Source organism: Shouchella clausii (assembly GCF_002250115.1).
Classification (GTDB): Bacteria; Bacillota; Bacilli; order Bacillales; family Bacillaceae_D; genus Shouchella; species Shouchella clausii.
Genome location: NZ_CP019985.1, coordinates 4,315,720 through 4,341,076, shown reverse-complemented (window position 1 = coordinate 4,341,076; position 25,357 = coordinate 4,315,720). Strand labels below are relative to the sequence as shown.

Below are 25,357 nucleotides of genomic sequence, written 5' to 3'. Positions count from 1 at the left end.
TAAAGAACATAAGTAGAGCGTTAACTAAATTGCCGCTTGGTCCGGTCGAAAGAAGTATGGGGGGCGAGTTTTTTTGTAGAAGAGGCTAAGTAGGCACTACGTACAGTGACTATCTTTGAAGATAAACGCTCATGTCATCAGTGGCGAGAGTGGACTGCCGGTGACATGAGCGTTCACAGTTTTCGGGAGGTACTCTTTTTATACACGTCAAAGCGTGAAATAGTAAAACTTACTCATTTAATAGTGGGATTTGCCGAAGTAAGTTCTTTAAATTAATAGCATCCCACGGCATATGCTCCGTTATTCCCAATCCAACGACATCCGTTTCTTCAGATAGCTCTTTAATCAAATTAATCAGTTGAGGGATTTGCATCGTTCCCTCCGGAGTAAGATTAAAAGGTGCTTCAGGGTTGGCGAATAACAAAGAACGGAATGCTTTTGGGTCAAGGACATCTAAATCAAGGTGAATAGCCAGGTGCTTAATGCCGCTTTCTTTAATCCACTCTTTAATGGATGCAGTACTATTTGCCAACTCCTCAGTCCCAGCCGTTCTAATACCGAGTCTTTGAATTACTTCTGTATCTGGTTCTTTAGGAGCTATACCCAGTCTTTGAAACGCTTCTGCAAACAATTCCATTTCTTGCTCTGTAGGAGCCGCTAATCCCGCGATAAAGACGTTTTCTGGTTTTAAAGGGATTTTCACATGTTTTGCGAACTCCTCATCCCCTTCTCCCAGAAGATTCCCGAGAGGTAAAGAATGGGCATTATCATACCCGACATATCTAACTAAATCACTATGAGCATCAATCCAAATTAAACCTAATTCCCCGCCGTATCGTTCGTTTAAATAGGCAAATGGGGCCTGCTCGACTAAGCAGTCGCCGCCAAACATGACAATGCGATCCGGTTTATGAGCATGAATGATATGCTGAGCAGCTTCTAACTGTGCAAGCAACTGCGTTCTACCATTCATCCCGTTCTCGTTCTCAAGGGGAGTACCATCATAAGCTTGAACGGGCACATGAATAAGAGGTTGATCATTGTTCGGAGCAAGCCAAGCAAGCAGTTCGGCTCCAAAAGAGTAGTTAGGGTTGTTTCCTCCTTGCCATTGGGGCATTAATAAGCGTACTGTTTTTTGTGTCATCGTTTTTCTCCTTTACTTCAAAGTAAGGTTAGTATAAACTGGGCACAAAATAAAAAGTAGTACGCACTATTTTGATAGGTACTACCCGAAAGGATAGTGTGAAGATGAGTATGGCTGAATACAAAGGCAAAGTGAAACATATTCAAGATACGCCTTTTGGTTACACATTGTCTGTTATTGGCGGTAAATGGAAAATGGTTATTATTTACCTTTTGGCGGAAAACGAAACGGTACGCTTCAATGAGTTGAAAAGGCAAATAGGAACAATTACTTATAAAACATTAAGTTCGCAACTGAAAGAATTGGAAGCTGATGGCATGGTGAAACGGAAAGAGTATCCGCAAATCCCTCCTAAAGTCGAGTACAGCCTCACTGAAAAAGCAGAGACATTATTACCTGTTTTGGAGGAATTATGTGAATGGGGAGTCGCTAACCAAAACAATTAAACTGGCAATTTCCTAGCAAGTTTACTAGTTAGGGGAGTGGGCAGTGGGTTGCCCGTGCCGCATATCTCGCCGCGAAATGGTTTGGTATCACTTGCAAAAAAACAGATGTTTAAAATGAACATATAAAAGAAAGCAAAATCCCTAATCGTGGCCTGTTGTACTCTTCCTAAGTGGTTTGCTTATTATTCATACGTCTTAAAGAAATCATATATTGAATACCGCTCTTCTTAGCCGCAGAGGTGGAAAGCTGTTTTCGTTTGTATTCTTCAAAGCCGAGCTTGCGATACAATTTCATGGCAGGCAAGTTGGTATCGGCTACTTCCTCAATAATGTATTGCTCAAACGGTGTCATTTTCATGATCGTATCGATTAGATGAGAAGCTGCCCCCTGGCTTCTAAATTTAAGAGCGGTGCCGACAAATTCAATTGATCCGGTGTTAGACGGAGGATCTTCAAAAGGTTTTTCAAACGCCCGTTTTAAAATGATCCCTGCTAACACCCCTTTATAAAGGCCCAGGAATTTCCTTAGCTGTTTTCTGTCCAACTGTAACGATAAGGTATGGCAGTCGGTACATGCTGCCATAGCCGCAATTTCCTGCCCAGATACAGCTACATAAAACTGGTCCATTTTGAACATATGGGCAAAAGCGTTGGCAATTACTTTTTTGTCATTGGAGAAATAATCGAGCCATTGGCTGAATCCATCGGCAAATATATGGGCCATTTGATTTCTTGCATCATGGGGCATTTGATCTGCTCTAACTGCTTCGAATGGCGGGCGAATGTTCATGCTATTTTTCTCCTTCCTTAGAAAGTCCAGCAATAATGATTTGTACAGAAGGCATTATAAATCGTTCTTTTAATGTAATTTTCATAATGGCCAGTCCCTGTATAGTTGAAAAAAAGTGCATCGCCATTTCATCCGGCGGTCCTTGCTTAAATTCATTTTTTTCCTGTCCTCTTTTGATTAAATCAGCTGTCGCCTCCAGCATTTGTTGATTCAGTCCCACGATTTCATGATGTTTCTGGCTGGCACCTCCTGAGAAGAAGGACTGTGTCATCAGAACCATCAAGTTGGCAAGGTCGTCACTTGTGGACAAATCGCTATATATTTCTTTTACAAATTGCTCAAGTTGTTTTTTAGGTGAATCCCCCGTGCGGAATGAATCAACTACTGCTTGCAGCCCGGCCATGGCGAAATCCACCAACTCATGGAAAAGGACTTCTTTGTTTTTATAATGTCGGTATAACAAGCCAATGCTGATACCCGCTACATCGGCAATTTGCTGCACATTCGTTGAGCCATAACCTTGATGAACAAACAGGTGCATGGCGGCAGATTGAATTTTATCACGAGTTGCGCTACGCATTTCTTCGAATTGTTTTTTGCTACGGGGCATAGCTGTAGTTGCCTCCTCATTTTTTATGAGTGAAATTTTACTCATTAATTATAAAACAAAAAGATGATAGAAGGCAAGCATATAAACCTCTGTTACCCGAGATTATATTGACTGTCTTGGGCGGTTAGGTCGTAAATGATAGCAGCGACAGGGAGGCTTCCAGGAATAAAATCTAGCAGCCCCTGTGAACAAAAGGGGCTGCCTTTAATGATTAGGGCTCCAGGCGTTCCAGCCCTTGCATGTATCTCTGTAAAGCTTGAGGAATCCGAATGGAACCATCTTCCTGCTGGTGATTTTCCAGCAGTGGAATCAATATTCGGGGAGAAGCGATGGCCGTGTTGTTTAAGGTGTAGCAAAATTGTGTCTTGCCGTCTCGATCTCGGTAGCGAATGTTTGAGCGGCGAGCTTGAAAATCCAGCAGGTTAGAGGCGGAATGAGTCTCTCCGTACCCGTGCCTGCTTGGCATCCAGGTTTCGATGTCCCATTGTTTATAGGTTTTTTGAGACATGTCGCCGGTGCATACAGCCATGATGCGATAAGGAAGTTCAAGGAGCGCCAGGATCTCCTCCGCATTGGCCGTAATCTCTTGAAAGAGCTGTTCCGACGTATCCAAATTAGCTTCACACAAAATGACTTGCTCGACTTTTGCAAATTGATGCAACCGGTACAAGCCATGAACGTCTTTTCCTGCTGACCCCACTTCGTTGCGGAAGCAGGTAGAGACGGCAGCAAGTCTGATCGGCTCTGCGACGTCTATCATTTCATGATCGTAATACGACACAAGGGGGACTTCAGATGTACCGACCAGCCATTTGTCCTCCTCTGCCATTTTGAACGTTTGCTCTTGGCCAAGCGGGAAGTGTGCGGTATTCAGCAAGGCCTCTGTCCGGACCATGAGCGGCACTTCAAGCAGCTTGAATCCTCTTTGGACTAACACGTCAATGGCCAACTGCTGCACTGCCCGGTGCAAGAGCGCTCCCATATCCGTCAAGTAGTAATTGCGGCTGCCGGCAGTCTTAACGCCGCGGGGGATATCAATCATCTGATGGAGCTCTCCAAGCGCTACATGATCTTTTGGTTCAAAAGCAAACGTTGTCGGTTCGCCGACCTGTTTTATCTCGACATTGTCATGATCGGATACGCCCACCGGCGTATCCGGTGACACGACATTGGGTACATAAAGCATGAGCTGTCTATAATGGCCTTCGACTTCTTTATGCTCCTCTTCAATAGTGTGTAAGCGTTGGTTGATTTCTTTCACGCGTTTTTTGTGGTGGTCCACTTTCTCACGTTCATTGTTCCGCATGAACACGCTAATTTCTTGGCTGAGCCGATTCCGATCTTGGCGCAGCTGTTCCAACTCGTGGAGCAGGGCTCGCCGTCTGTCATCGTACTTAACTAATTGAGAGATGGAGATGGGGATCCCCTTTTGGTCCGCGATTGTTTGCACTTTTGCTTGGTTTTGCCTAATCCACTTGATGTCCAACATGGCAACGCACTCCTTTTTAATGAGAATACAAAAAGCGCTCTCGTCCGATTGGGACGAGGAGCGCTTTTCTCGCGGTGCCACCCAAATTGACCGAACAGCATAACTGTCCAATCCACTTAGTTCCGCGGTAACGGGCGGGTCCGGTTAACTTAGGGGGAAAGGCTTCCCCTTGACGAAAACGCCTCCGAGTTGGATTCTCTTCATTGGCCTAATGTCGTTATTTTTTATAGTATAGCGCAGACTACTGATTGTATTCAAGGCATAATGATGAAAGTTCAGACTCTTGGCTGATTCGCTTTATCATGTTAATTGTTTTTTAAGCTTAAATAGTAGTCCCGTGTACTTTTATCAAACTTCTCAATCGCATATCTAAGCGTAATCCGAGGCATCGTGCGGGCGTGTTTATTCAAGAATGACTTTAACTTTTCCTCGTCTCTCTTTCCGGCTTCACGAATAAAACTGCCGACCGCTTTGTTGATTAACTCTTCTTTATCGTTGATGAGTATTTCGGCAATAGAAAATGTATCTTCCAAATGGCCGTTTTTAATAAAGCTAAACGTACTTACAATCGCCGTTCTCCGCTCCCAAATATTCAAGGAATGCGCCATTTCGTACAGCTTATCTTTTGGTTTATCCAGTAGATATGTTCCGACTACAGAAGGAGCGGCGCGGTCGACAAAATCCCAATTGTTGATACGGTCATGTCTTTGAATGTAAAGGTCGTACAAGGCCTGTCTATGTTCATCTGTGAGCTTCTTTTTCTTGGCCTGGAAATCCATAATGCTGACGGCGCCCATTCTTACTTCATAATAATCGTTTTCTAAGAGCTGTTCTATTTCTGTCAGGGGCATGTCCGTGAATTGCTTGGCAATTTGGAACACCGTACGCATGTTTAACCCTAAGCACGTCGTGTTTTTGTCTGACCCTTTAAAGAATTTTTTCATTTTTTCTTTGTCCGCTTCATTCTGATGGAGTTGCAACTCATCAATAAAGCTTTTAGCTGTAAGGTTGCTCATCATCCGAAACTCCTTTTAGGTTGGTGGGACAATAGGATAACATAATTATGATTTTTATACTTCTTTTTAATTGCTCCTTTTAACATAAAGGAGTACAACTTTACGTCCAGGCACGACTTTGCCGTTTGCATTTCGGTTTTGTTAGGACAGGCGACAAGCTTTTTTTGTACAATGTAAAAAGAAGCAAGGGTGCTCTGCATTCTAACAAGCGCTGGCTAAAAAATGGGTGATCCATGGTGGAAAGTACGATTATTGAATGGTAGGTGGGCATACATGTTCTTAAAACGGATTGAATTGCAGCGGGAAAAAATTTCTTCTTTTCAATCGTATCCTTTTTCTATTCCCGTTATGAAACATTTTCATAGGCTTGATTTGAAGAGCCATGTCACTTTTTTTGTCGGCGAAAATGGCTCAGGAAAATCAACATTGCTAGAAGCGATTGCCGATAAATGCGATTTTAATACGGCGGGGGGCGGACGCAACAATTATTATGAAGTGGATGCGTCAGAATCTGCGCTTGGTGATTATATTCGCCTTTCATGGTTGCCAAAAGTTTCAAATGGTTTTTTTCTTAGGGCTGAGTCTTTCTATCAGTTTGCTTCCCATATTGATGCAATCGGTACATTCGATGCATACGGGGGGCGTTCCTTGCATCATCAGTCACACGGAGAAGCATTTTTGTCCCTTTTTACCAATCGATTCAATAAAAAAGGAATTTATCTACTAGATGAGCCTGAGGCGGCTCTGTCGCCACAGCGGCAACTTTCGTTTTTAGCGATTTTACATGATTTGGTTTCGACAGGGGATAGCCAATTCATTATTGCGACTCACTCTCCGATTTTATTAGGCTATCCACATGGAACGATTTTTAGTTTTGATCAGGATGTGATCAAAGAGATTGACTATGAGCAAACGGAACACTACCAATTGACACGGCATTTTTTAGAAAATCGTGAGCTGTTTTTACGTGAGATTTTAGGAGAGTAATTGCTGACGATTGATTCCGTTTGTCTCAAGTCAAAGGAATGCGAGCTACATAAAGGGAGGCGATCATTTGCAAACGAATGTGTATTTAGTCCGCCACGCCCATTCAACGTACACAGCAGATGAGCTTGGAAGGCCACTGTCAGAAAAAGGGATGGCCGCTAGCGAGAACGTAAGAAGGCTTTTTGCAAGGAAAAAAATTGACGTTGTCCTTTCCAGTCCATATAAGCGTGCGATTCAAACTGTAGAATGTGTGGCTGAAGGAATCGGGAAAGAAGTAATCATAAAAGACGGCTTTAAGGAACGGCGTTTGTCTGAAAAGCCGATGGAGGACTTTCAAGCAGCGATTGCAAAAGTTTGGGAAGACCCTACGTTTTTTTGGGAAGGGGGAGAATCGAACGTAGCCGCTCAAAAGCGGGGCGTTCAAGCACTGCTAAACGTGTTGGAAGAATATGCAGGAAAAAACATTGTCGTAGCCACTCACGGCAATATCATGGTTTTAATGATGAATTTCTTTAACCGAAACTATGATTTTCTTTTTTGGCAAAGCCTTGAGATGCCCGATATTTATGAGCTCGTGTTTCAAGGCAAAAACCTAATAAATGTGGAGAGGATTTGGAATGGGCCAGAGGAATGATGATAGCTATAAGCGTGATTCTAAGGCAAAGTGGTTTCGTTTATACATAAGTAAGTTCGCACATTTTTCAGGTTGGTTGCCTAATTGGATTGCGGGCACGCCTGGAAGAGTTTGTAGGATGAATAAAACGTATTTTATTTGGATTGGGATCCATTTTCTTGTATGGCTGGTTGCGATAGCAAGCATGACCACTCATTTAAACGAAATTCAACTTGCGAGTCTTTGTTTATTCTTTCTCTTGCTGTTTTTGCTCCCGCTGTTTGCAGGAAAATCAATGATGCAAATGGCGTTGTTCCTTATCCAAGTACTGGCGACTACTGTTATCTTTTATCCGGACGAAAATGGGTTTTATCCCTTTTTATTATTCGTTCAGGCGTTAATCCTCGCTGAGGCTGTTTTTTACTTACCACGGTTAAAAAGTTTGATTGTCATTGGCGTTCAAATAGGCTTTATGCTATGGATAGTAACTGAAATGCGTCTTTCGATTTCAGAACTGGCTTGGATAGGCTTATTTTATCTTCTGTTGCTCCTGTCTTTGTTGTATTATCAATCGATCCATATTCGGCAAACAGTATTAATACAAAAGCATGGCGCTTTACTTGAAGAATACAGGAAAATGAAAAGGCAACTTGTGACAGAGGAGGAGCAGGCGAGGCAGGGCGAGCGGATGTTGATTGGCCACGAAATCCATGATTCTGTCGGACATAAACTGACAGCGCTGCTTATGCAATTTGAAGCATTCCGACTAACTGCTGCTGAAAAGGATAAACAAAAAATTGCGGACCTTAAAAAACTAGCTGAACAAAGCTTAGAGGAAACAAGGAAGGCAGTGAAATCCTTTAAACAAAAAGATGTAGGTGGGTTACAGGGGGTGATCCGTCTAATTCGGCAACTGGAAATGGAAAGTTTTATGAAAATCCATTTCTCTGTTAAGCACGGCGCCTTTGCTGCATCGCTGTCAGGTGAGCAATCCTTTGCGGTCTATCGTGCTGTACAAGAAGCGCTTACGAATATAATGAAACACAGCTCTACAAGGGAAGTTAGAGTACTGTTTGAATCACCTGGTGGAAGTATATTTCGCTTTGAAGTGGCGAATGAGGCGACTCCGAATCCCTATTTCCAAGAGGGCTATGGCTTAAAAGCGATGAGAGACCGATTAGAAAAAGTGGATGGTTCTATGGAAGTTATTCATGATGGCTCACAATTTGTCGTCAGAGGAAGTATACGATTAGCTGATCGGAGAGGATAGAATGATTAAGGTGCTGCTAGCAGAAGACCAAGTCATGGTACGGCAAGGGTTAAAAGCAATGATTGAAACCGATGAAGAGATCAAAGTAACTGGAGAGGCTGACCATGGGAGAAAAGCGCTTCGTTTATGTGAGACGCAAGTGTTCGATGTGGCGATTTTAGATATTCGCATGCCTGAAATGGATGGAATTGAAGCGGCCAAGATGATGCGCCTGCGTTATCCGAAAATGAAAATATTGATGCTGACAACGTTTGATGATCATCAGTACGTGGTCGAGTCCTTAAGATTAGGCGTTAATGGTTATATGCTGAAAAACGGCGACACGGAATCATTGATTCGTTCAATTAAAAGTACTATAAATGGAGGTCTTTCCCTTGAGGATCAGGTAGCTGCTAAAGTAGTGCCTACTCTTCTGCAAAATCAAGAGGAGCCGTCTATTGATCCTAGCCTAACCCCAAGAGAAAGGGCGATTTTAACATGTATAGGGGAAGGGCTAAATAACAAGGAGATAGCAGAGCGATTAGGCTTGTCAGTTGGCACAGTAAAAAATCAAACGAGCCAGATTTTTGACAAGTTGGCATTAAGGGATCGGACCCAACTGGCCATTTATGCGATTCGCCATCGGCTTGTGTGAGTGGAGAAAAAGTGACGAAAGTAACAACAGTCATTTGAACGAGTGACCGGAGTCAGTAGGGACTGCGGTTTTTTTGTTTTAAGCTACATGTAAGAAAGTAAAAAAGGGAGGCTTCTCTATGCTTGAAACGATACAGTTAAGCAAATCATTTAAAGGGAAGAAAGCAGTACAAAATGTTAGCTTGTATTTAGATCATGGCGAATCGGTTGGTTTAATAGGCCCAAATGGGGCAGGGAAATCGACTACCATTTCCATGATATCCACATTAATCAAGCCTACAGCCGGTGAAATTAGGCTAAAGGGAATGAATGTTGTAGATAAACCAGGCGAGATGAGAAAGGTATTAGGAATTGTGCCACAGGAATTAGCGTTGTACGAAGAGTTGTCGGCATATGAAAATCTTAAATTTTTTGGTTCCATCTATAAAATCAGAAACAAAGATCTAGAAGGAAGAATCCAACAAGCGTTAGAAATTGTTGGATTAGCCGATCGCCGCAAAGAATTGGTGAGAACGTTTTCTGGTGGGATGAAACGAAGAATGAATATTGCCGCAGCCTTGTTGCATCAACCACAAATCCTCATACTAGATGAGCCTACTGTCGGCATTGATCCTCAATCGAGAAATCATATTTTGGAAACGGTGCGCATGCTAAATGAAAAGAAGGGAACAACGGTTTTATACACCAGCCATTATATGGAGGAAGTGGAGCAACTTTGTGACCGGTTATACATTATGGATCATGGGGAAGTCATTGCTTCAGGTACAAAGGCTGAGCTGCTTAGCATCTTATCAACAGAAGACACAATCAAAGTGGAGCTTAGTAAAGGCGAACCCGGTTTTGTTGAACAAGTAAAAGCGCTGAATGGTATTCGCGAAGTAGAGGGCTCTCATGTGGAGTTGAAGATGATTGCAAAAAAAGGAAGCAATTTAATTAGTGAGCTCGTTCATCTTGCTGAACAGCATCGTATTCAAATCATTAATTTTCATACGGAAACGCCAAGTTTGGAGGATGTGTTTCTTCACTTAACTGGACGTAGGCTACGGGATTAAGGGAGGCCGCTATGCGAAGTTATATAAAAAAAGACTTGCTCACGTTTTGGCGTGATCGGAAAGAGCTTATTACTGTGCTGGTGCTGCCGATTCTATTAGTAGTTGTGCTCAATTTTGCTTTTTCTGGGTTGCTTGGAAAGGATGAGGATGCGATCGATTTACGTTTAGCGATCGTCAATCAGGATGATGAAACAGAAGCATCAGCACAATTAAAGGAAAAATTGCTTCATGATGCTTCATTCTCAGAACAAGAAGCACAAGACCTAGTGCACCGAACAAATGAAGTGCGCCCAGTGCAGATACTAGTTGACTATTTCGAAAGCGATGAATTAAAAGAGTGGGTGACTGTTTACGAAATAGAGGAGTCAGAGGCAGTCAAAAAAGTAGGTGAGGGGGAGATAGATGGCTTTCTTCTTATACCGGACGGCTTTACTGCTGATAGTTTGTATGCCGCGGTAACTGGAGAATCCCCGACGACAAAGCTGACGTTTAAGAGGGATAAAGAAACAGGTGACACTAGTGCATTATACAATATCATTCACGGCTTTATGGATCATTTAAATTACCACTTTGCTCTGGAAACCCTCTCCGGCGCTACTGAAGTAGAGGTGAAGCTTCCTGAAGGAGGCCTTGAACAGGAGGAAGCAGCGGAGAACTTTTCATTAACGCAATATTTCACGATTACGATGGCCATATTGTTTGCTTTATTTACCGCTATGACCGTCGCTACAAAAACAGGGCATGAAATGAGGCAACAAGTATTTAATCGCATCCTTATCGCGCATCAAAATCGATTGCTGTTTCTAGTTGGAAAAACAGTTTCAACTTTTTGCTTGGCTTGGCTGCAAATCATGCTTGTCTTTACGTTGGCCCATTTCATTCTTGGTGTATTCCCTGAGCGAACGGCGAATTTTTGGTTAGGACTCTTAGGAATCGTTACCTCGGTCTCTTTCGCAATTGCCGGCTTAGCTGCTATATTTACCACCATTTTACTGAAAATGAAGAAAGTGGAGGCTGCCAATGGCCTATTTATGCTCGTCATTATACTGTTTGGTGTTGTGGGCGGCAATTTTGTTCCAATTTACATTTTGCCTGATTGGTTGCAACAAATTGGTGAATGGACACCAAATGGTCTTGCATTAGTCATGTTTACAGAATGGATCCGGTTCGAACAAGTATCGTCGCTAGTTGGCCCAAGCGTCTTGTTGATCATATTCTTTGTACTATGTAGTATCGCTGGTTTAGCCTTTTATCCAAAAAGGGGGGAAGCGTAGTGAAACCAGTACTATGGGCGCAATTTATGAAAGATAAGCGAAACCCACTTTTGCTATTATTATTAATGGCTGGCAGCATCCTCGCTACGCTCTTATTTACTGGCGGTGTTCATTCGCCGACAACAGTCGCTATTTTTAGTGAGGAGGAGAATGCCTCAAGTATTGAGAAAAAATGGGAACAATTGTTGAATGGGGATGATGCATTCCAGTTTATCATCGTTGATCCTGAGCAAGCCCGGGAGGACATACGAGCTGGTCAACTCGATGTGGCCGTAAAGCTAATGGAAACAGATTATAAACTCATTGCCGCTGGCAAACTACCTAGTGTCGCTATTGTTCAACAGCATGTTGATAAAGTCTTTCAACGGGAGGCATACGGTACGGCGATATCGGCTGAGGACGGAAGTAGCCGTGAGGAGTTTGAGCGGTATTTGAAGGATGCCCCTTTTCAGGTAGACGTACAAGGCATTGACCGCGAGGAAACGATAGAGTATAACATGACGACGCAGCTATTGTTTGCTTTTACTTTTCTAGTCTCCATGTTTATTGCCGGTTTTAAAGTCAACAATGTGATGTACGATAAAATTTCTGGCGTATGGAATCGAATGATTCTGTCGCCGATAAGCAAAACCAGCATGTACAGCAGTTATCTTTTATATAGTTTCTTAATAACCATGTTTCAAATTTGCGTCGTGCTGATTGTGTTTAAGTATGGCTTAAATTATGAGGTAGGAGACCAACTATGGCTTGTCATTTTAATCGCAGCATTTTTTACTTTTAGTATGATTAGCGTGGCGATGCTTATTACCGGTTTTGTAAAAACGCCGGAGCAATTTTTGGCGATTTACCCTTCGCTTATTCCCATTATGCCGCTAATTAGTGGGGCATATATGATGCCTGGGACGATTACAAACCCTGTGTTGCTGTTTATTGCCGATTTATTTCCGCTGACACATGCGATGGACGCCATTATGGCTGTCATCTTTTATAATGCTGGTTTGCAGGATGTGGGCATGTCATTGTTGGTTATGGTGTTGATTGGAATTATCGCAATGGGACTAGGAATTAATCTAATGGAACGAAGAAGCCAGTAAGTATAACTATGAAGCTTAAAGCAAACAACGCTCTCGTCTAAAAAGAAAGGAAGGAGAGCGTTGTTTACCGATCATAGGGAGAGAATACCATTGGTCACGTTCAAAAGCCTAGTGAGTTATTTAGGAAATGCCTGTTTTTCGTAATGCTTATAAAGGGAATGAAACTTGCCATTGTAATTTTTATGCCATGGTTTCTTTTTTCCGCAAAAGTGGAGTATGACTGTTTGCCGCAGTACGGCGTCAATGTCAAAGCGGCCACCACTTTTTAGTTTGTAGTAGCGGTAATAACGAGCATCATAATTATAAAGACGTTCATCGACATTTTTGATCTGAGGAGAATAGAGTGCGTTTAATACATCTTGATCAGGAAGGACGAGACGATTCCTGTATTTTTCGACATAGGCAAAAATGTCGTTTATGTCCATGGTTTCCCGTTGCTTGGCTAAGTTCATAAGGAGGACGCCGGAATTGTAGTATGCTTCCATTTCATACGCATTTAGTCTAAACTTATTGATTTCTTGGATGTTAATAAAGCTATGCTGTGCCGCTGCATACAAACAGGAATCGATATTGGTTTCATACAGAGGGCGAATCGGGTTTAACACCAAAATATCGGGATCCAAGTATAAAATGCGGTCAAGCTCCGTCGGAAGAAATCGATAGGCCAACAAACGGTAATACATTTCAGAGGAATAATGTTTGACGACAGGCGCATTGGCAAATAGCGTTTTGTCCGTTTCTACAATGATCAATGAATGCCCTTGTTGGCACACAAATTGCTCCAGCTGTTGAAGCTGGTTTTCTGGAATGGACGAATGGATTAAGTAAATGGCAAAGTCTTCGTTTGCATTATTCATAAATAACGATGTCAACATGACTTGTAAAGCCTTTAAGTAATGGGCGTTAAGGGTCACCAAAATATTCATGGCACATGATCCTTTATAAAAGTATTAAAACTGGTTTTATTATCGCAAACGGAACGTCAAGAGGCAAGTATCCGAGTGTACTTCAGGAACCGTGTTGATAATAAGCTATGCTTCATTTATGTTATGCTATAGACAGGGGAAAGGGAGTGGCAAATGGACAATGGATTATTATGTGAAACAACGTATTTTCTCCTTTAAAGATCAGTTCACGGTTTTTGACGGCAATGAGAAACCGCTATACAAAGTGGACGGCAAATTGTTTTCCTTTGCTAACCAATTGGCGATCACAACCGTAGATGGGAAGCCAGTCTTGCAAATTAAAGAGAAATTGTTTTCGTTTTTGCCTCATTACACGATTTCGAATGAAGAAAAAGAACTGTGCCACGTAACAAAGAAACTTACTTTTTTTCGTGCCAAGTATGAAATTAAACCCCTTGATTGGACGATAGAGGGCAGTTTGTTGGACCATCATTATCGTGTGGTCGGGGATGGCAAAGAAATTATGAACGTCGAGAAACAATGGTTGAGCTGGGGAGATACATACCATTTAACGATTCATGATCAACGCCATGAGACAATAGGCATTGCCTTAATGATTGTCCTTGATATGGTGCACCATCAAGGGAAAAACCATTCAAACCAGTAACACGAAAAAAGCGCCGGAAAAATCCAGGCGCTTTTGGTGTTTATTGCATACAGCCTTTAATTGTTAAGAGCTGTGCGCAAAGTTTCAATGTTGTTCTCCATAATCGAGAAATAATCCGCGTCAGCTTGTTCATCCTCTTGTGTAAGGGCTTCAAGGGGATGAATCGTCAGTGCTTCTGCGCCAAGATGGTCTTGCACCACTTTAGCAACGGAAGGCGTAATATTCGGCTCAAAGACTACGTAATGTAAACCAAGTTCTTTTGCTGTTTCTACTGTTTCAACAAGTTGGGTTTGCGATGGTTCATCTGTCGAGGAAATGCCTGCTATCCCGATTTGTTTAATGCCATAACGTTCTTCCCAATAGCCGTAACCAGCATGAGAAACAATGAATGTATCGACTGAAGCATCGTTAACCATTTCTTGCATCTGTGTATCAAGCTCTTCGAACTGCGCCTTCAATGTTTCAAAGTTGTCATTAAAATAGGCTTCTTGTTCAGGCTTTAGCTCAACGAGCATGTCTTTAATCGCTTCTGCCATCTCAATTGAACGAATTGGGTCAAGCCAGACGTGGGGATCTTGGTCTCCATGATGATGGCCATCGTGTGAGCCGCCTTCCTCCTCATGATCGTCAATTTGAATCGTTACCGGCTCGCTTTCGGCAATGACATGGTGGTCGTCGTCAAATTGTCTAGCGATGATTTGGATGCCGTCTTCTTCCGCTGTACCAGTATAAACATCGGAATGGTTATCAGGTATGACTTCCCAAGCATCTGGATCAGTAGCATCTCCACCTGCTGCAAGGGTATACCAATGCCAATGGTCACTGTTTTCAGGAGATTGTGCTGTTAATTCAACTGTGTCGCCAGAGTGGTAATGGTCGGCAAGCCCGTCAATTGTGGCTGTAGCGATATCCCCTGCTTCTCCTTCATTGTCATGGTGGTCATGGTCATGTCCATCTTCCCCTTCATGGTTGTGGTGATCATGCTCATCCTCAGCTTCATGATTATGGTCGTCATGATCATGCCCATCATCATGTTCGTTCCCGTGATCATGCCCATGGTCGTGGTCGTGTGAATTAGCAATTAGATCTGTGGCAGCAGAAGCCTCTAATGTAACAACATCGTGGTCTTCAACGGCAGAAGTAATCTTATCGGCAAAAGCTTCTAGACTTGCACCGTTGTAAATGAAAGCATCGGCTTCAGCGACGTCGATCATCGTTTGTGGCGTCGGCTCATATGTATGGGCGTCAGCGCCTACAGGAACGATGTTTTCGACCTCTACAAATTCACCACCAATTTTTTTCGTCCAATCTTCATAAGGAAAAATCGTTGTGTACACAGTGATTGTATCTTCTTCAGAAGGACCAGACTGGCTTTCGTCTGCCGGCTGGCAAGCGCCTAACGCAAGCAAGGATGCGCTGGCTACCATCAAATATTTTCTCATCAGTCTCTCCTTTTTTAAGCGTAATGTTTACGATTTATAAGAGCAAATTTGATTATATCGTAATAATTCTTATGTGTGAAGGGTTTATTTTTAAGTTTATGTTATAAGTTACTGACTTTTCCTTGAAAAATCGACTGTCTCCATTTAATGTAAGAGAACGGGCGAGGTGGTGACCGAATGATTAAAGCAATTGCCCATCGCGGCTATTCGCGCAAATACCCAGAAAACACGCTGTCTGCGTTCGAAGCGGCAATCCGTTTAGGGTTTTATTGGATTGAAATGGACGTCAGGCTTACGAAAGATGGCGTACCGCTGATTATCCACGATCCAAAAGTCGACCGGGTGACAAATGGCAAGGGGTATGTAAAAGATTACTCTCTTGCTGCGTTAAAAGAGTTAACGGTCTATCAAAAAGAACGACTTTCTACATTAAAAGAAGTGTTTGCTGCTTTTGCGGGCCGCTGCAAAATGGCGATTGAGCTAAAGAAAGACAAAAACGGCGACAATGGCATTGAGCAAGCTGTATACCAATTGATTAAAGACTATAACTTGGAGCAGGATGTTTATATCAATTCATTTAACCATGCCTCCATTGGAAGGATGCGGGAACTTTCTCCAGCGCTTGAGCTTGGCCTTATTCAAACGAAGCCAACGAAAGCATTGTTTCCATATATGAAGACAATTAACGCTTCCTCTCTGGCTATTCACATCCGCCATTTCAGTAGAAAATTCGCGGAGCAGTGCAGTCGTGAAGGCGTGCAATTGATCGTTTATAACGTCGACAGTGTCCGTTTGATTAAAAAAATGAGCAACTTCCCTAATGTCCGTTGCACCGTAAATGAACTGGAACGGTTCAAGAAGTGGTATAAGCCAGCAGACGGTTGATTGGTTTAAGCTAGGCGATCGACAACAGTGAATCGTTAAAGGGAGGTAGACAGCAATGAAGGGGAAAAATGTCTATTTGCGTGAGTTTAAAATCGATGATTGGCATGACGTACATGCGTATGCTTCGCTGGAACGAGTCTGCCGGTACCAGACATGGGGCCCTAATAACGAAAAAGATTCACAAAACTATGTTAAACAAGCGATTGTCGATGCTCGCAAATGTCCTCGGACGAGGTTTGCATTTGCAATTGCTTTAAAAAATAGGGAGCGCGTGGTCGGAGCCGCCGAGCTAGTTATCGACATTGCTAACCGCAGCGCCGCGATTGGCTACATTGTCCATCCTGATTATTGGGGACAAGGCGTAGCAACCGAGGCAGCTACATGTCTGATAGACGATGGATTCAACCGGCTTAAACTCCATCGCATTTGGGCTACATGCGATTCTCGTAACATTGCTTCTGCTAAAGTATTAAAGAAGATTGGGATGCAGCAGGAAGGGCATTTGCGCGATCACCTGCGGCTGAGTGATGGTTGGCGTGACTCGCTTGTCTTTGGCATATTAGAAGATGAAGGAAGCCGACAGTAGTGGCAAATGTTTAAACGGTGCTTTTAGATAACGCTTTGGCTTGCTGTGGCAATATGGTACAGTTAACATATAAAAAAACGAATGAATAGAAAGAAGGCTGTTTAATGGATAAAGAAACGGTTGTGTTGGTACGCAAAAAAAGTCCATTGCCATTAAAAATAGGGAAAGTGGCCCTAGGCTTTATAGGCATTGCCGGTGTCGTTGCCGGAATAGCGATTGCTTCTTTAGAAGCGAAAAGCATGGTGCAGGCCTTTCTTATTTTGGCAGTTTCGATTATTTGTGTGGGCTTATCGTTGCTGCGCGTGCAAACGGTTACGTGTCCTCATTGTCATTCGGAAACGACAATCCATACGTTGACAGTCGATTTTGAATGTAGGAGCTGCTTGAAGCCGACTGCAATAAAATGGGAAAAGTAATTCTGGCCAATTTGCCACAAACCTCTTTTTATTTTCGATCAGATTCTTTATAATAGGCAAGGGAAACTAAATAAACGAACAAAGCATCAGCTCGTATAATAGCGGTAATATGGTCCGCGAGTCTCTACCAGGCTGCCGATAACGGCCTGACTACGAGTGGTCTTTTTCAGTTGCTATTTTCAAAGCCGAAAGATCACTCTATTTTTATAGTGATCTTTCGGCTTTTTATTTTGAAAGGAGAAAGCAATGGAATTACTAAAAGAAGCGATCCGTAAACGGGGAAGTGTACTGTCGAGTGGTGTGCTTAAAGTTGACCAATTTTTAAACCACCAAGTCGATACCAACTTGATGAGCGCAATTGGCGAGGAATTTGCCCGCCTATTTGCTGACGAACAAGTAACGAAAGTCGTGACCATCGAGTCGTCTGGTATCGCTCCAAGCTTTATGTGTGCCCATTCTCTTCAAGTGCCACTGATTTTTGCTAGAAAGAAGAAATCAGTGACGATGGACAAAGAAAACGTCTATTCGAGTCGCGTGTACTCCTTTACAAAAAAGGAATATTCGGAGGTGACCGTTTCAAAGGATTGGCTTTGCGCTGGTGACCGTGTGTTAATCATTGATGATTTCCTTGCAAACGGACAAGCCGCTACAGGACTCACTCAAATCGTCGAAGAAGCAGGCGCCACTGTAGCCGGGATTGGCATAGTGATTGAAAAGTCTTTCCAAGACGGAAGGGCGCTGCTTGAAGGAAAGGGCTATCGGATTGAATCGCTGGCACGCATTTCTTCACTAGAAGGCAACAAGGTTCAGTTTGTAGAAGAATCTGCACATTTTGCTTACAACAAATCTTAAAAAGGGCGGAATATATAATTTATGAATGGCCATTATCCTTTATTTAAAAAACAAGACATTGATGCATTTTTTGCTCTTTTTCAAAACAATCTCGCAAACTTTGTTGTCATTACTGTTACTTTACTGGGAATGGGATTTCCAGAGTCTCTTGTCTTTGGCCGCATTATTCCTGGCGTGGCTGTCGCTGTTATTGCCGGAAACCTCTATTATGCACACATGGCCAAACGGCTAGCGATAAAAGAAAAACGTACAAATGTAACGGCGTTATCCTATGGCGTATCTACGCCTGTCATGTTTGTGTTTCTATTCGGTGTTACCGCTCCCGCTTTGGCGATGACAAACGACCACGAACTGGCCTGGAAAATAGCTGTAGCTGCTGCTTTTTTATCAGGCCTTGTTGAAGCGCTCGTTGCTTTTTTTGGCAATTGGGTCAGAAAGCACACGCCGCGTCCGGCGTTATTAGGCGCATTAGCAGGGGTGGCGTTTACGTTTGTTGCCGGGGAGATGTTGTTTTCTGTTTTTGATGTGCCTGTCATTGGCCTTGTTGCCTTGTCGATCATTTTGCTTGGCTTTGTGGCAAAAGTCGGGATGCCTTTTCGCATTCCTACGTCCCTTTTTGCGATTATAATTGGCGTCATACTGGCGTTTGCACTAGGCTACCAATCTAGTTCAGACGTTACAAACGCGTTTGCAAATGTTGGTTTCTATCCGTTTTTGCCAACGTTGGCAGCGTTCGAAGGCATGTCCGCTTTATTTGGCGTGATGATTGGTTTGCTCGGCATACTCATTCCGATTACAATTTACAATGCGATTGAAACGATGAACAATGTTGATGCAATGGCGGCAGCGGGCGACTCGTATGATGTTCGTGAATGCCAGGCAGTAGATGGAATTGGCGCGATGCTCGGCGCTTGTTTCGGGGGCATGTTCCCGACAACTGTGTATATTGCAACAGTAGGCGCTAAGGAAATGGAAGCCGGTCGGGGTTACAGCATCTTAAATGCAGTGATGTTTTTATTTGCAGCAGCAACTGGCCTCATCGCTGCTTTTTCGGCACTTATTCCGATGGCGGCGATTGCGCCGATTCTTGTCTTTGTCGGCATGTCGATGATATCGAGTACGTTTGCCAACAACGAGAAAAAGTACTATCCAGCGGTTGCTTTAGCCATGCTTCCTTATATCGCCAACTACATGATGACACGTTTTAACAATAGCGCAGGGGAAGTGGTGGCAGGCATTTCTGAAGGGATTGTCCCTCTAGGCCAAGGAGCAATGTTTACAGCTATAATTATTGGCGCTATTACCGTGTGCCTCATTGATCGAACGTTCCACAAAGCGGCGCTTTTTGCCGGGATCGGCGCTGTCCTTGCTTTCTTTGGCTTTACACATGCTCCTTCGCTCGCTCTTAATGCGGCTTTCGACTACACGATTGGCTATGCCTTAATTGCTTTGTTCTTTGTCTACATCGGTTTCCGTGAACAAAAGCAAGAAGCCTCGCTAGCGAGAGAACAAGCAACGAAAGCGGCCTAAAAGTAAAACGTTCAAGCATTGAGACATCCATCCACTGTATGATGAATGAATCGCTATAAACAAAAAAGTCGGGAGTGCTCCCGACTTTTTTGTGCTAGTTGCTTACTTTTTTCCAAACATCCCATTGTCCCGATTCACTCGGATTTTCGCCTTGCGTCCACCATTTCGCTTCGTATAGTCGGCCCTCATAGAACACGCGGTCGCCAGCGACATAAATAGTGGTAGCATTCCACTCTTGTGGTCCTTCAGGTACTTCCTCGGAATCAGTCACTTTTTTCCAAACATCCCACTGTCCCGATTCACTCGGATTCTCACCTTGCGTCCACCATTTTGCTTCGTATAGCTGGCCTTCATAGTAAACACGATCGCCGGCAGTGTAGATTTCATCTGCTTGCCATTCTTGCGGTCCATCAGGATCCTCATAGCAATCAGTTGCTTTTTTCCAGACGTCCCACCTTCCTGAATCAGCAGGATTTTCCCCTTGTGTCCACCATTTGGCTTCATAAAAATCGCCTTCATGCTCGACGCGGTCGCCAGCTGTATAAATGGCGGTTTTCTCCCACGCTTTATAATCGCATGCTGGTAGCTCAGGTTCTGGTTCAACTGGTTCTTCGATAAAAGCGTATGTTGATGGGTTTCTCATGCCTGGCGTTCCAAAATAAGTTTCTAGCGAACCTATTATCCGTACTTGTTTGCCAATGTTTTCAGGATTGTTGACTAAGTTTAGCCCATTTCGGACAGGGGTGCCGTTCACAAGCTGAACAGGCAACATCTTCGCCCTGTCTGTCTCATCTGGTGAGTCTGCCAATAACAAGTTAGAAGGGGCGTGGCTGCCTTCGCCGATAATAGGTCGGTTGTTATTGATCGACCCGACAATGTAGCCCTTGACTGCCTTTGTGCCTGAGTTGTTGGCGATTGCTTCTGCGATAGTCAGTGTGCCAGTAGGGTCTTCCGGCTCTTTGCCTTCAATGGCAATGCGGCTTCCTTCTGTATAATCGATTGGCTCTGTTTGCGTTGATGCATAATCAACTACAGCTTGCCAAACAGGGCCGTAGCTGTCATCAACGGCCGTGCCGAGGTTGTAAAAGGTTGAGGCATGCATATAGTCGTTATAAGCGACGGTATACGTTCCATCAGGATCAAGTGGTTCGCCGTTTTCAAGTAGTATAGTCACGTCGCTAAAGCCGCTGTTCTCGTCTGGAATGAGCGTGTAAGTCAAGCCAGAACCTTGCAAATCAACGCCTCGATGGTAACGTGATTGCTCGAGTAAAACTTCTTTTAAGCGGGAACCTGTCGTTTCGACAACAACAATGGTGTTGCCATAACGGTCGAGAGCTTCAATTTGTTTGTCTGTAATCGAGCCTGGAGGAATTTCTCCAGTGATGGAAGAACCGTTTAAAAGCGCAAAGTCGCTGCCTGTTTTAGCGCGAATTGAATCGGCGTATAAGTTGCCAAGGCCAACATCTTGTTTGTTTTTGTTTTCAGAATAAAGGCCTGTGTTCGTCGAGCCGATGATCTCCCCTGGATTTGGCGCAGTTGGATCCACTTTTAAAGCAATCCGCCCCTCGCTTTCGTAGTCAAGCGCGTGGCCTGCAGCCGTACGTTCCAAAGCATATTGTTCCATTGCCGTCGTCATTAGGCCGACTGTTTCTTGTAAGATTTCGCCTTCAAAATGGTATCCTGATCCGCCAGTGCCAATATAGTCAGCAACTGCCACTTTATAAGTGGAGTCTGCCTCAAGTGGCTGGCCATCAATTGATACGTTCACGTCAATAAAGTTGCCTGTCATTCCTGTTATAATTTCGTAGTGTAGACCTGATGTTTGCAAATCAATTTGGTTGCGATCATCACGGGCGTATGAATAGGCGATGACGTTTTCGATCGCTTCGCCTGTCATTTCAATCACCATAATCTCATTGGCAAAAGGCTCAATTTTATAGATGTCGTTTAATGTCACTTCGCCTGGGGCAATGCTGTCGCGAATGCCGCCATTATTCGTTAAGGCAATATCTGCATCGGCAAAAGCGCGCATGGCATCTGTCCAAAAATTGCCGAGAGGAACATCGCGATCATAGCGCCCGTCACGGGATAGCCCGGTGTTTGAATAGCCGATTACTTTGCCGAGAAGCTCATCCATCTCTTCGTTGTACTTATCAATAACTGCTTGGACGTCTTCATCCGTTTCTGTTAAGGAGGATACCGCTGTAAGCTGGCCTGAAACTTCCGTTACCTCATCAGTCGTTTCATTGTAGGTAAACTCCAGTTCACCTATATGTTGCAAATTGGAACCCGTTTGGACAATTGGCGTGCCGTTTACAATGGCAGGAGCGTTTAATGTCGTATGAGAATGGCCGCCTATAATAGCATCAAAATACTCGACCTCATTCGCAAGGCGGCGGTCTTGGTCGTAGCCGATATGAGTCAGAGCAATAATGACATCAGCTTGACTTTCCAACTCGTCTTTATAAGCAAGCGCTGTTCCTATATAATCATTATCAAAATCCATACCAACTACATTTGCTGGTGCTGTTGCTGGCGGCGCCTGCGTTAAGCTAAATAATGCAACGGAGATGCCATCCGCATCTAATAACACATAAGGTTTCGTATTTTCGACATCCGTCGCCCCTGTATCAAGGTTGGCGGCAAGCCAAGGAAAGTTTGCCTGTTCCATGTTCGTTTTTAAATGGTCTTGCCCGTAATCGAACTCATGGTTGCCAATTGTAAATGCATCTAAGCCAACAAGGTTAAATATGTCGATCATTGGCTTTCCGTAATTTAAATCGACGACAGGGTTGCCGCTCGCAAAATCACCGGCATCGACATACAGAAAATGGTCGGACATTTGCCGCTTGTTCTGTATGTAAGCTGCCACTTTCCCATACTCGTCAAAGCTAGCATGGATATCATTAGTGTGAATAATATGAAGCGTTTTTTCACCTGTTTCTCCAGAAACGGATTGTGGAACGGTTAAACAGAAGAATAGAGCAAAAACTAGCAGAATCATGTGTCGCATTGATTTTCGTATCGGCATATTGTTCCTCCTTAAAGATGATCAGCACCAAATGGGCATACTAAATCATAGCAGAAAAAACCGTTTAATAGTGTTTTATAATGTAATAGATTGTAAAAGTTACGCTAAAATAAGAGGGGCGTACTAGGTATGGAAGTAGAGAAGCGGGATTGAAATCATAATATTCTGTCTATTGAACAAAATAGATCACCTGCCTAAGGGCAAGCACCTATCGGTAAGCAAACTTCTATCAGCCTTTTTGGCTGTAATCCTCATTGTCAATGAGCATCTCTATTACGACGACAAACGCAGCAAGGGCTGCTTGCGACATCAGTTTAATGTGGATGGTAGACATATAGTGGTCAAGCAAAAAAACAACAGGAAGTGTGAATGTATATCTTATGCAAAATTCTAGTATTTTCTGAAGCGGTCTGCTTCCGACAGCAGGAAGAAGCAACGTATTGAACACTTTAGCAAACAATTCAATAAAAATGCCGATCAACAAAAAAAGCAAGACAAACAAAGCTAAAGCCTGAACAGAGTCATAGCGAATGCCAAGCAGTTGGAACAAACCGGCCATCCCTAAATAATATATACCAAAGATGAATGCGAGAACCGCTGCTGAGATGACAATGATAAAAAACACAGTCACGCATACAGTAAGCAGCGAAGAACCCTTATGCATCAAACCCCTCCTTATAACAAAAGCGCAAGGCGCCCGGTCCGAAGCGACTCGAGCTGATGGCGCCTGGAGCTAGACGATAACAAAAGCGTAAGGCGCCCGGTAATCAGCGACAAGCGCTGGAGGATCAGAAGATGAAGTAGCATTTTACTTCAGCGGCTGGTCCGAAGCGTCTCGAGCTGATGGCGCCTAGCTAGACGATAACAAAAGCGCAAGGCGCTTAAACGAGAATTGAACAGCCAAAGCGGAGACTTTGGCTGTTCAGCCATTAGGCCGTTGCTGTTTCTTTTAGCACAGTCACAATTTCTGCTGAGCGGGCGGAAATCGTTGATGGGCTAACACCGTACTTTTTAGCAAGTGCTTTTTGTGTAGCGGAAATAGGCGCAATCGTTTGAAGGGCGTATTCCATCGCAGCAGCGTACGCTTCTGGCTTGCGGATTGCCGGGTTGTGTTCCTGGCAAAACTGGCTCCATTTCTCTAAGGCAAGCATTTCAATTTCCGGCGGGCACTGATCAAGGCGGAGGCCATTGAGCAATGCTTCGGCTGTTTCCTTTTGTTTTTCTGTATGCCAGCGGAACTGATCAGGAGCAACTGTTGGAGCCTGTTCGCTATTTAAAAGGGCTGACAACAGCTGTGGCCACTTTTGCAAAAAGGCGTCTTCTGTTTCGTTTGCAAACGCAGCGACTTTTTGTTTAATAGCAGCCGTTTTTTCAGGCAAATGGCTAATAACAGGACCAATAAAGGACATATGCGGATCAGATTTTGCCGGAAAACCGATGACAGTGGAGCCTGGTTGTGCGGTCTCGTCATGCTCAGTTGGCAATGTATGGTCGATCTTTCGTCCCGTTAACAAGTCGACGCTTCTGTACACACGCTCATCCGTTTGCTGTTTAATTTCAAGAACAGCTGGGCGCGTGTGTTTCCAAGTTTCTAACAGGAAAGCAGTTTTTGGGCGTTTAAGCTTTCTCTTTTTCCCTTCGTAAAAAACATCAAAAATCGTTGTCCCGTCCTCTTGAATGGGCTTAGTGAAAATCAACCAAACAAGCAACATGCTTGAAAGTGTTTCAGTCACTGTTTTATCAGCCTCAGGATAAACGGAATGGTAGCTTTGCACCCAATTTGTTAACTGTTTTTGGTAGCGGGTAAATGCCATGTAAAGCAATTCTGTTTCAAGCTGGTTTAGTTCGTCTTGCACGACCATTGCCTGGTTAGATGAGCGATTCATACAGCATTTTTTATATTTTTTTCCGCTCCCGCATGGGCACAGATCGTTTCGTTTAGGCATCGATGTTCCTCCTTATCAATCAACTCTCCTATTTTAACAGATTCCTCAAAGAAAAAAAGGTGTTTGCCTGTTTTGGAAAAAAGGCAATGACTGAAAATGTTGGAACATAGCAATATTGAAATAGCGCCGGACACTCTAGACGACGGTCTTAAACGATCGTCATTGTTTGCTAAGTCATCCCAAACTTCTTGCAATAAAAAAGGAACGATTTTTGTTTTGACAACTATGAAAACTCATGCTACAGTATGAACAACACATTTTCATAAAAACACTCTTATAACGAGAAGCGGAGGGACTGGCCCAATGAAGCTTCAGCAACCATTCATTGCGATGAAAAGGTGCTAAATCCAGCAAAGGGAACTTTGGCAGATAAGGGGATTCATTTCGTGAAAACAACACCCTTTCCAGTCCCGGAACGGGTGTTTTTCAATTTTATAGATGCAAACAGGTGCGGCTTTTGCCGCTTAAAAGGGGAAGCTGGTGAAAATCCAGGACGGTCCCGCCACTGTGACACGAGATGCAACATCCATTCGTGAAGTCAGATTGCCTACCTGTTTGTACTGCTTGACTCTACGTGGATATAGAGAGGAGTGGATAACAAAGCCAATAGAACGTTTGTGCCTAGGCACGAGTTAACATTGGCTAACTTTCCAATTCCCTTTTAACTGCGTAAAGGGAA

At 43.6% G+C, this 25,357-nt stretch carries 24 protein-coding genes and 3 riboswitches; of the genes, 14 read left to right on the top strand and 10 right to left on the bottom strand.

Annotated features, from left to right (window positions below):
• Positions 1 to 229 precede the first annotated feature (229 nt).
• On the bottom strand, positions 230 to 1,144 hold the full coding sequence (locus tag BC8716_RS21335; protein ID WP_094428940.1) for an arginase family protein: 915 nt from the start codon (positions 1,142 to 1,144) through the stop codon (positions 230 to 232).
• Positions 1,145 to 1,248: 104 nt separating this feature from the next.
• Here BC8716_RS21335 and BC8716_RS21330 point away from each other — a divergent pair, with 104 nt between their 5' ends.
• Positions 1,249 to 1,590: a winged helix-turn-helix transcriptional regulator gene (locus tag BC8716_RS21330; protein ID WP_073303794.1), complete on the top strand. Its 342-nt coding sequence runs from the start codon at positions 1,249 to 1,251 to the stop codon at positions 1,588 to 1,590.
• Between the two features lie 166 nt (positions 1,591 to 1,756).
• Here the strand turns inward: BC8716_RS21330 and BC8716_RS21325 are convergent, their stop codons facing one another.
• The 4 genes from BC8716_RS21325 to BC8716_RS21310 all read right to left on the bottom strand — a co-directional run bounded on the left by BC8716_RS21325 (position 1,757) and on the right by BC8716_RS21310 (position 5,495).
• Positions 1,757 to 2,380, bottom strand: coding sequence for a GNAT family N-acetyltransferase (locus tag BC8716_RS21325; RefSeq protein WP_094428938.1), 624 nt, complete (start codon positions 2,378 to 2,380; stop codon positions 1,757 to 1,759).
• A gap of 1 nt (position 2,381) precedes the next feature.
• Positions 2,382 to 2,990, bottom strand: a complete 609-nt coding sequence (locus BC8716_RS21320) for a TetR/AcrR family transcriptional regulator (RefSeq protein ID WP_094428936.1) — start codon at positions 2,988 to 2,990, stop codon at positions 2,382 to 2,384.
• A gap of 211 nt (positions 2,991 to 3,201) precedes the next feature.
• The gene (serS, locus tag BC8716_RS21315; protein ID WP_094428934.1) at positions 3,202 to 4,479 is read right to left on the bottom strand and encodes a serine--tRNA ligase; all 1,278 of its coding nucleotides are present in this window, start codon (positions 4,477 to 4,479) and stop codon (positions 3,202 to 3,204) included.
• 305 nt (positions 4,480 to 4,784) lie between these two features.
• A complete protein-coding gene (locus tag BC8716_RS21310; RefSeq protein WP_094428932.1) occupies positions 4,785 to 5,495 on the bottom strand; it encodes a DNA alkylation repair protein in 711 nt (236 codons plus the stop codon).
• A 273-nt stretch (positions 5,496 to 5,768) separates the two neighbouring features.
• On the opposite strand from BC8716_RS21310, the gene BC8716_RS21305 reads away from it, so the two are divergent.
• From BC8716_RS21305 to BC8716_RS21275, 7 genes are all read left to right on the top strand, one after another.
• A complete protein-coding gene (locus BC8716_RS21305; protein ID WP_073303869.1) occupies positions 5,769 to 6,482 on the top strand; it encodes an AAA family ATPase in 714 nt (237 codons plus the stop codon).
• Positions 6,483 to 6,549: 67 nt separating this feature from the next.
• The gene (locus BC8716_RS21300) at positions 6,550 to 7,116 is read left to right on the top strand and encodes a histidine phosphatase family protein (RefSeq protein ID WP_169715983.1); all 567 of its coding nucleotides are present in this window, start codon (positions 6,550 to 6,552) and stop codon (positions 7,114 to 7,116) included.
• A gap of 118 nt (positions 7,117 to 7,234) precedes the next feature.
• Positions 7,235 to 8,365 (top strand): sensor histidine kinase, encoded by a 1,131-nt coding sequence (locus BC8716_RS21295; RefSeq protein WP_094428928.1) that lies wholly within the window; start codon positions 7,235 to 7,237, stop codon positions 8,363 to 8,365.
• Between the two features lies 1 nt (position 8,366).
• Positions 8,367 to 8,999, top strand: coding sequence for a response regulator (locus BC8716_RS21290; protein ID WP_094428926.1), 633 nt, complete (start codon positions 8,367 to 8,369; stop codon positions 8,997 to 8,999).
• Between the two features lie 118 nt (positions 9,000 to 9,117).
• Complete coding sequence (locus BC8716_RS21285) at positions 9,118 to 10,050, top strand: ABC transporter ATP-binding protein (protein ID WP_063608271.1); 933 nt, start codon at positions 9,118 to 9,120, stop codon at positions 10,048 to 10,050.
• Positions 10,051 to 10,061: 11 nt separating this feature from the next.
• Positions 10,062 to 11,324 carry an ABC transporter permease gene (locus BC8716_RS21280; RefSeq protein ID WP_073303881.1) on the top strand — a complete coding sequence of 421 codons (1,263 nt, stop codon included), beginning with the start codon at positions 10,062 to 10,064 and terminating at the stop codon, positions 11,322 to 11,324.
• Positions 11,324 to 12,418 carry an ABC transporter permease gene (locus BC8716_RS21275; protein ID WP_094428924.1) on the top strand — a complete coding sequence of 365 codons (1,095 nt, stop codon included), beginning with the start codon at positions 11,324 to 11,326 and terminating at the stop codon, positions 12,416 to 12,418. Before BC8716_RS21280 ends, BC8716_RS21275 begins: the two co-directional genes overlap by 1 nt.
• A gap of 116 nt (positions 12,419 to 12,534) precedes the next feature.
• Here BC8716_RS21275 and BC8716_RS21270 read toward each other — a convergent pair whose 3' ends face one another.
• The gene (locus BC8716_RS21270) at positions 12,535 to 13,344 is read right to left on the bottom strand and encodes a glycosyltransferase family 8 protein (protein ID WP_063608274.1); all 810 of its coding nucleotides are present in this window, start codon (positions 13,342 to 13,344) and stop codon (positions 12,535 to 12,537) included.
• A gap of 160 nt (positions 13,345 to 13,504) precedes the next feature.
• On the opposite strand from BC8716_RS21270, the gene BC8716_RS21265 reads away from it, so the two are divergent.
• Positions 13,505 to 13,990, top strand: coding sequence for an LURP-one-related/scramblase family protein (locus BC8716_RS21265; RefSeq protein ID WP_063608275.1), 486 nt, complete (start codon positions 13,505 to 13,507; stop codon positions 13,988 to 13,990).
• 56 nt (positions 13,991 to 14,046) lie between these two features.
• Here BC8716_RS21265 and BC8716_RS21260 read toward each other — a convergent pair whose 3' ends face one another.
• Positions 14,047 to 15,432 carry a metal ABC transporter solute-binding protein, Zn/Mn family gene (locus BC8716_RS21260; protein ID WP_094428922.1) on the bottom strand — a complete coding sequence of 462 codons (1,386 nt, stop codon included), beginning with the start codon at positions 15,430 to 15,432 and terminating at the stop codon, positions 14,047 to 14,049.
• Positions 15,433 to 15,609: 177 nt separating this feature from the next.
• On the opposite strand from BC8716_RS21260, the gene BC8716_RS21255 reads away from it, so the two are divergent.
• The 5 genes from BC8716_RS21255 to BC8716_RS21235 all read left to right on the top strand — a co-directional run bounded on the left by BC8716_RS21255 (position 15,610) and on the right by BC8716_RS21235 (position 19,701).
• Positions 15,610 to 16,317: a glycerophosphodiester phosphodiesterase gene (locus BC8716_RS21255; RefSeq protein ID WP_094428920.1), complete on the top strand. Its 708-nt coding sequence runs from the start codon at positions 15,610 to 15,612 to the stop codon at positions 16,315 to 16,317.
• A gap of 55 nt (positions 16,318 to 16,372) precedes the next feature.
• Positions 16,373 to 16,903 (top strand): GNAT family N-acetyltransferase, encoded by a 531-nt coding sequence (locus tag BC8716_RS21250; protein WP_094428918.1) that lies wholly within the window; start codon positions 16,373 to 16,375, stop codon positions 16,901 to 16,903.
• 104 nt (positions 16,904 to 17,007) lie between these two features.
• Positions 17,008 to 17,319, top strand: coding sequence for a hypothetical protein (locus BC8716_RS21245; protein ID WP_062747735.1), 312 nt, complete (start codon positions 17,008 to 17,010; stop codon positions 17,317 to 17,319).
• 71 nt (positions 17,320 to 17,390) lie between these two features.
• Positions 17,391 to 17,492: riboswitch (purine riboswitch) on the top strand.
• Positions 17,493 to 17,565: 73 nt separating this feature from the next.
• The gene (locus tag BC8716_RS21240) at positions 17,566 to 18,171 is read left to right on the top strand and encodes a xanthine phosphoribosyltransferase (protein WP_094428916.1); all 606 of its coding nucleotides are present in this window, start codon (positions 17,566 to 17,568) and stop codon (positions 18,169 to 18,171) included.
• A 21-nt stretch (positions 18,172 to 18,192) separates the two neighbouring features.
• Entirely contained in the window at positions 18,193 to 19,701 is a 1,509-nt protein-coding gene (locus BC8716_RS21235) for a uracil permease (protein ID WP_094428914.1), read from the top strand.
• 94 nt (positions 19,702 to 19,795) lie between these two features.
• Here the strand turns inward: BC8716_RS21235 and BC8716_RS21230 are convergent, their stop codons facing one another.
• The 3 genes from BC8716_RS21230 to BC8716_RS21220 all read right to left on the bottom strand — a co-directional run bounded on the left by BC8716_RS21230 (position 19,796) and on the right by BC8716_RS21220 (position 24,678).
• A complete protein-coding gene (locus tag BC8716_RS21230) occupies positions 19,796 to 22,732 on the bottom strand; it encodes a 5'-nucleotidase C-terminal domain-containing protein (protein WP_157730511.1) in 2,937 nt (978 codons plus the stop codon).
• A 229-nt stretch (positions 22,733 to 22,961) separates the two neighbouring features.
• Positions 22,962 to 23,396, bottom strand: coding sequence for a regulatory YrvL family protein (locus tag BC8716_RS21225; RefSeq protein WP_094428912.1), 435 nt, complete (start codon positions 23,394 to 23,396; stop codon positions 22,962 to 22,964).
• 265 nt (positions 23,397 to 23,661) lie between these two features.
• Positions 23,662 to 24,678 (bottom strand): SEC-C domain-containing protein, encoded by a 1,017-nt coding sequence (locus BC8716_RS21220; protein ID WP_094428910.1) that lies wholly within the window; start codon positions 24,676 to 24,678, stop codon positions 23,662 to 23,664.
• A gap of 271 nt (positions 24,679 to 24,949) precedes the next feature.
• Positions 24,950 to 25,054: riboswitch (SAM riboswitch) on the top strand.
• A 53-nt stretch (positions 25,055 to 25,107) separates the two neighbouring features.
• Positions 25,108 to 25,247: riboswitch (cobalamin riboswitch) on the top strand.
• Positions 25,248 to 25,357 lie beyond the last annotated feature (110 nt).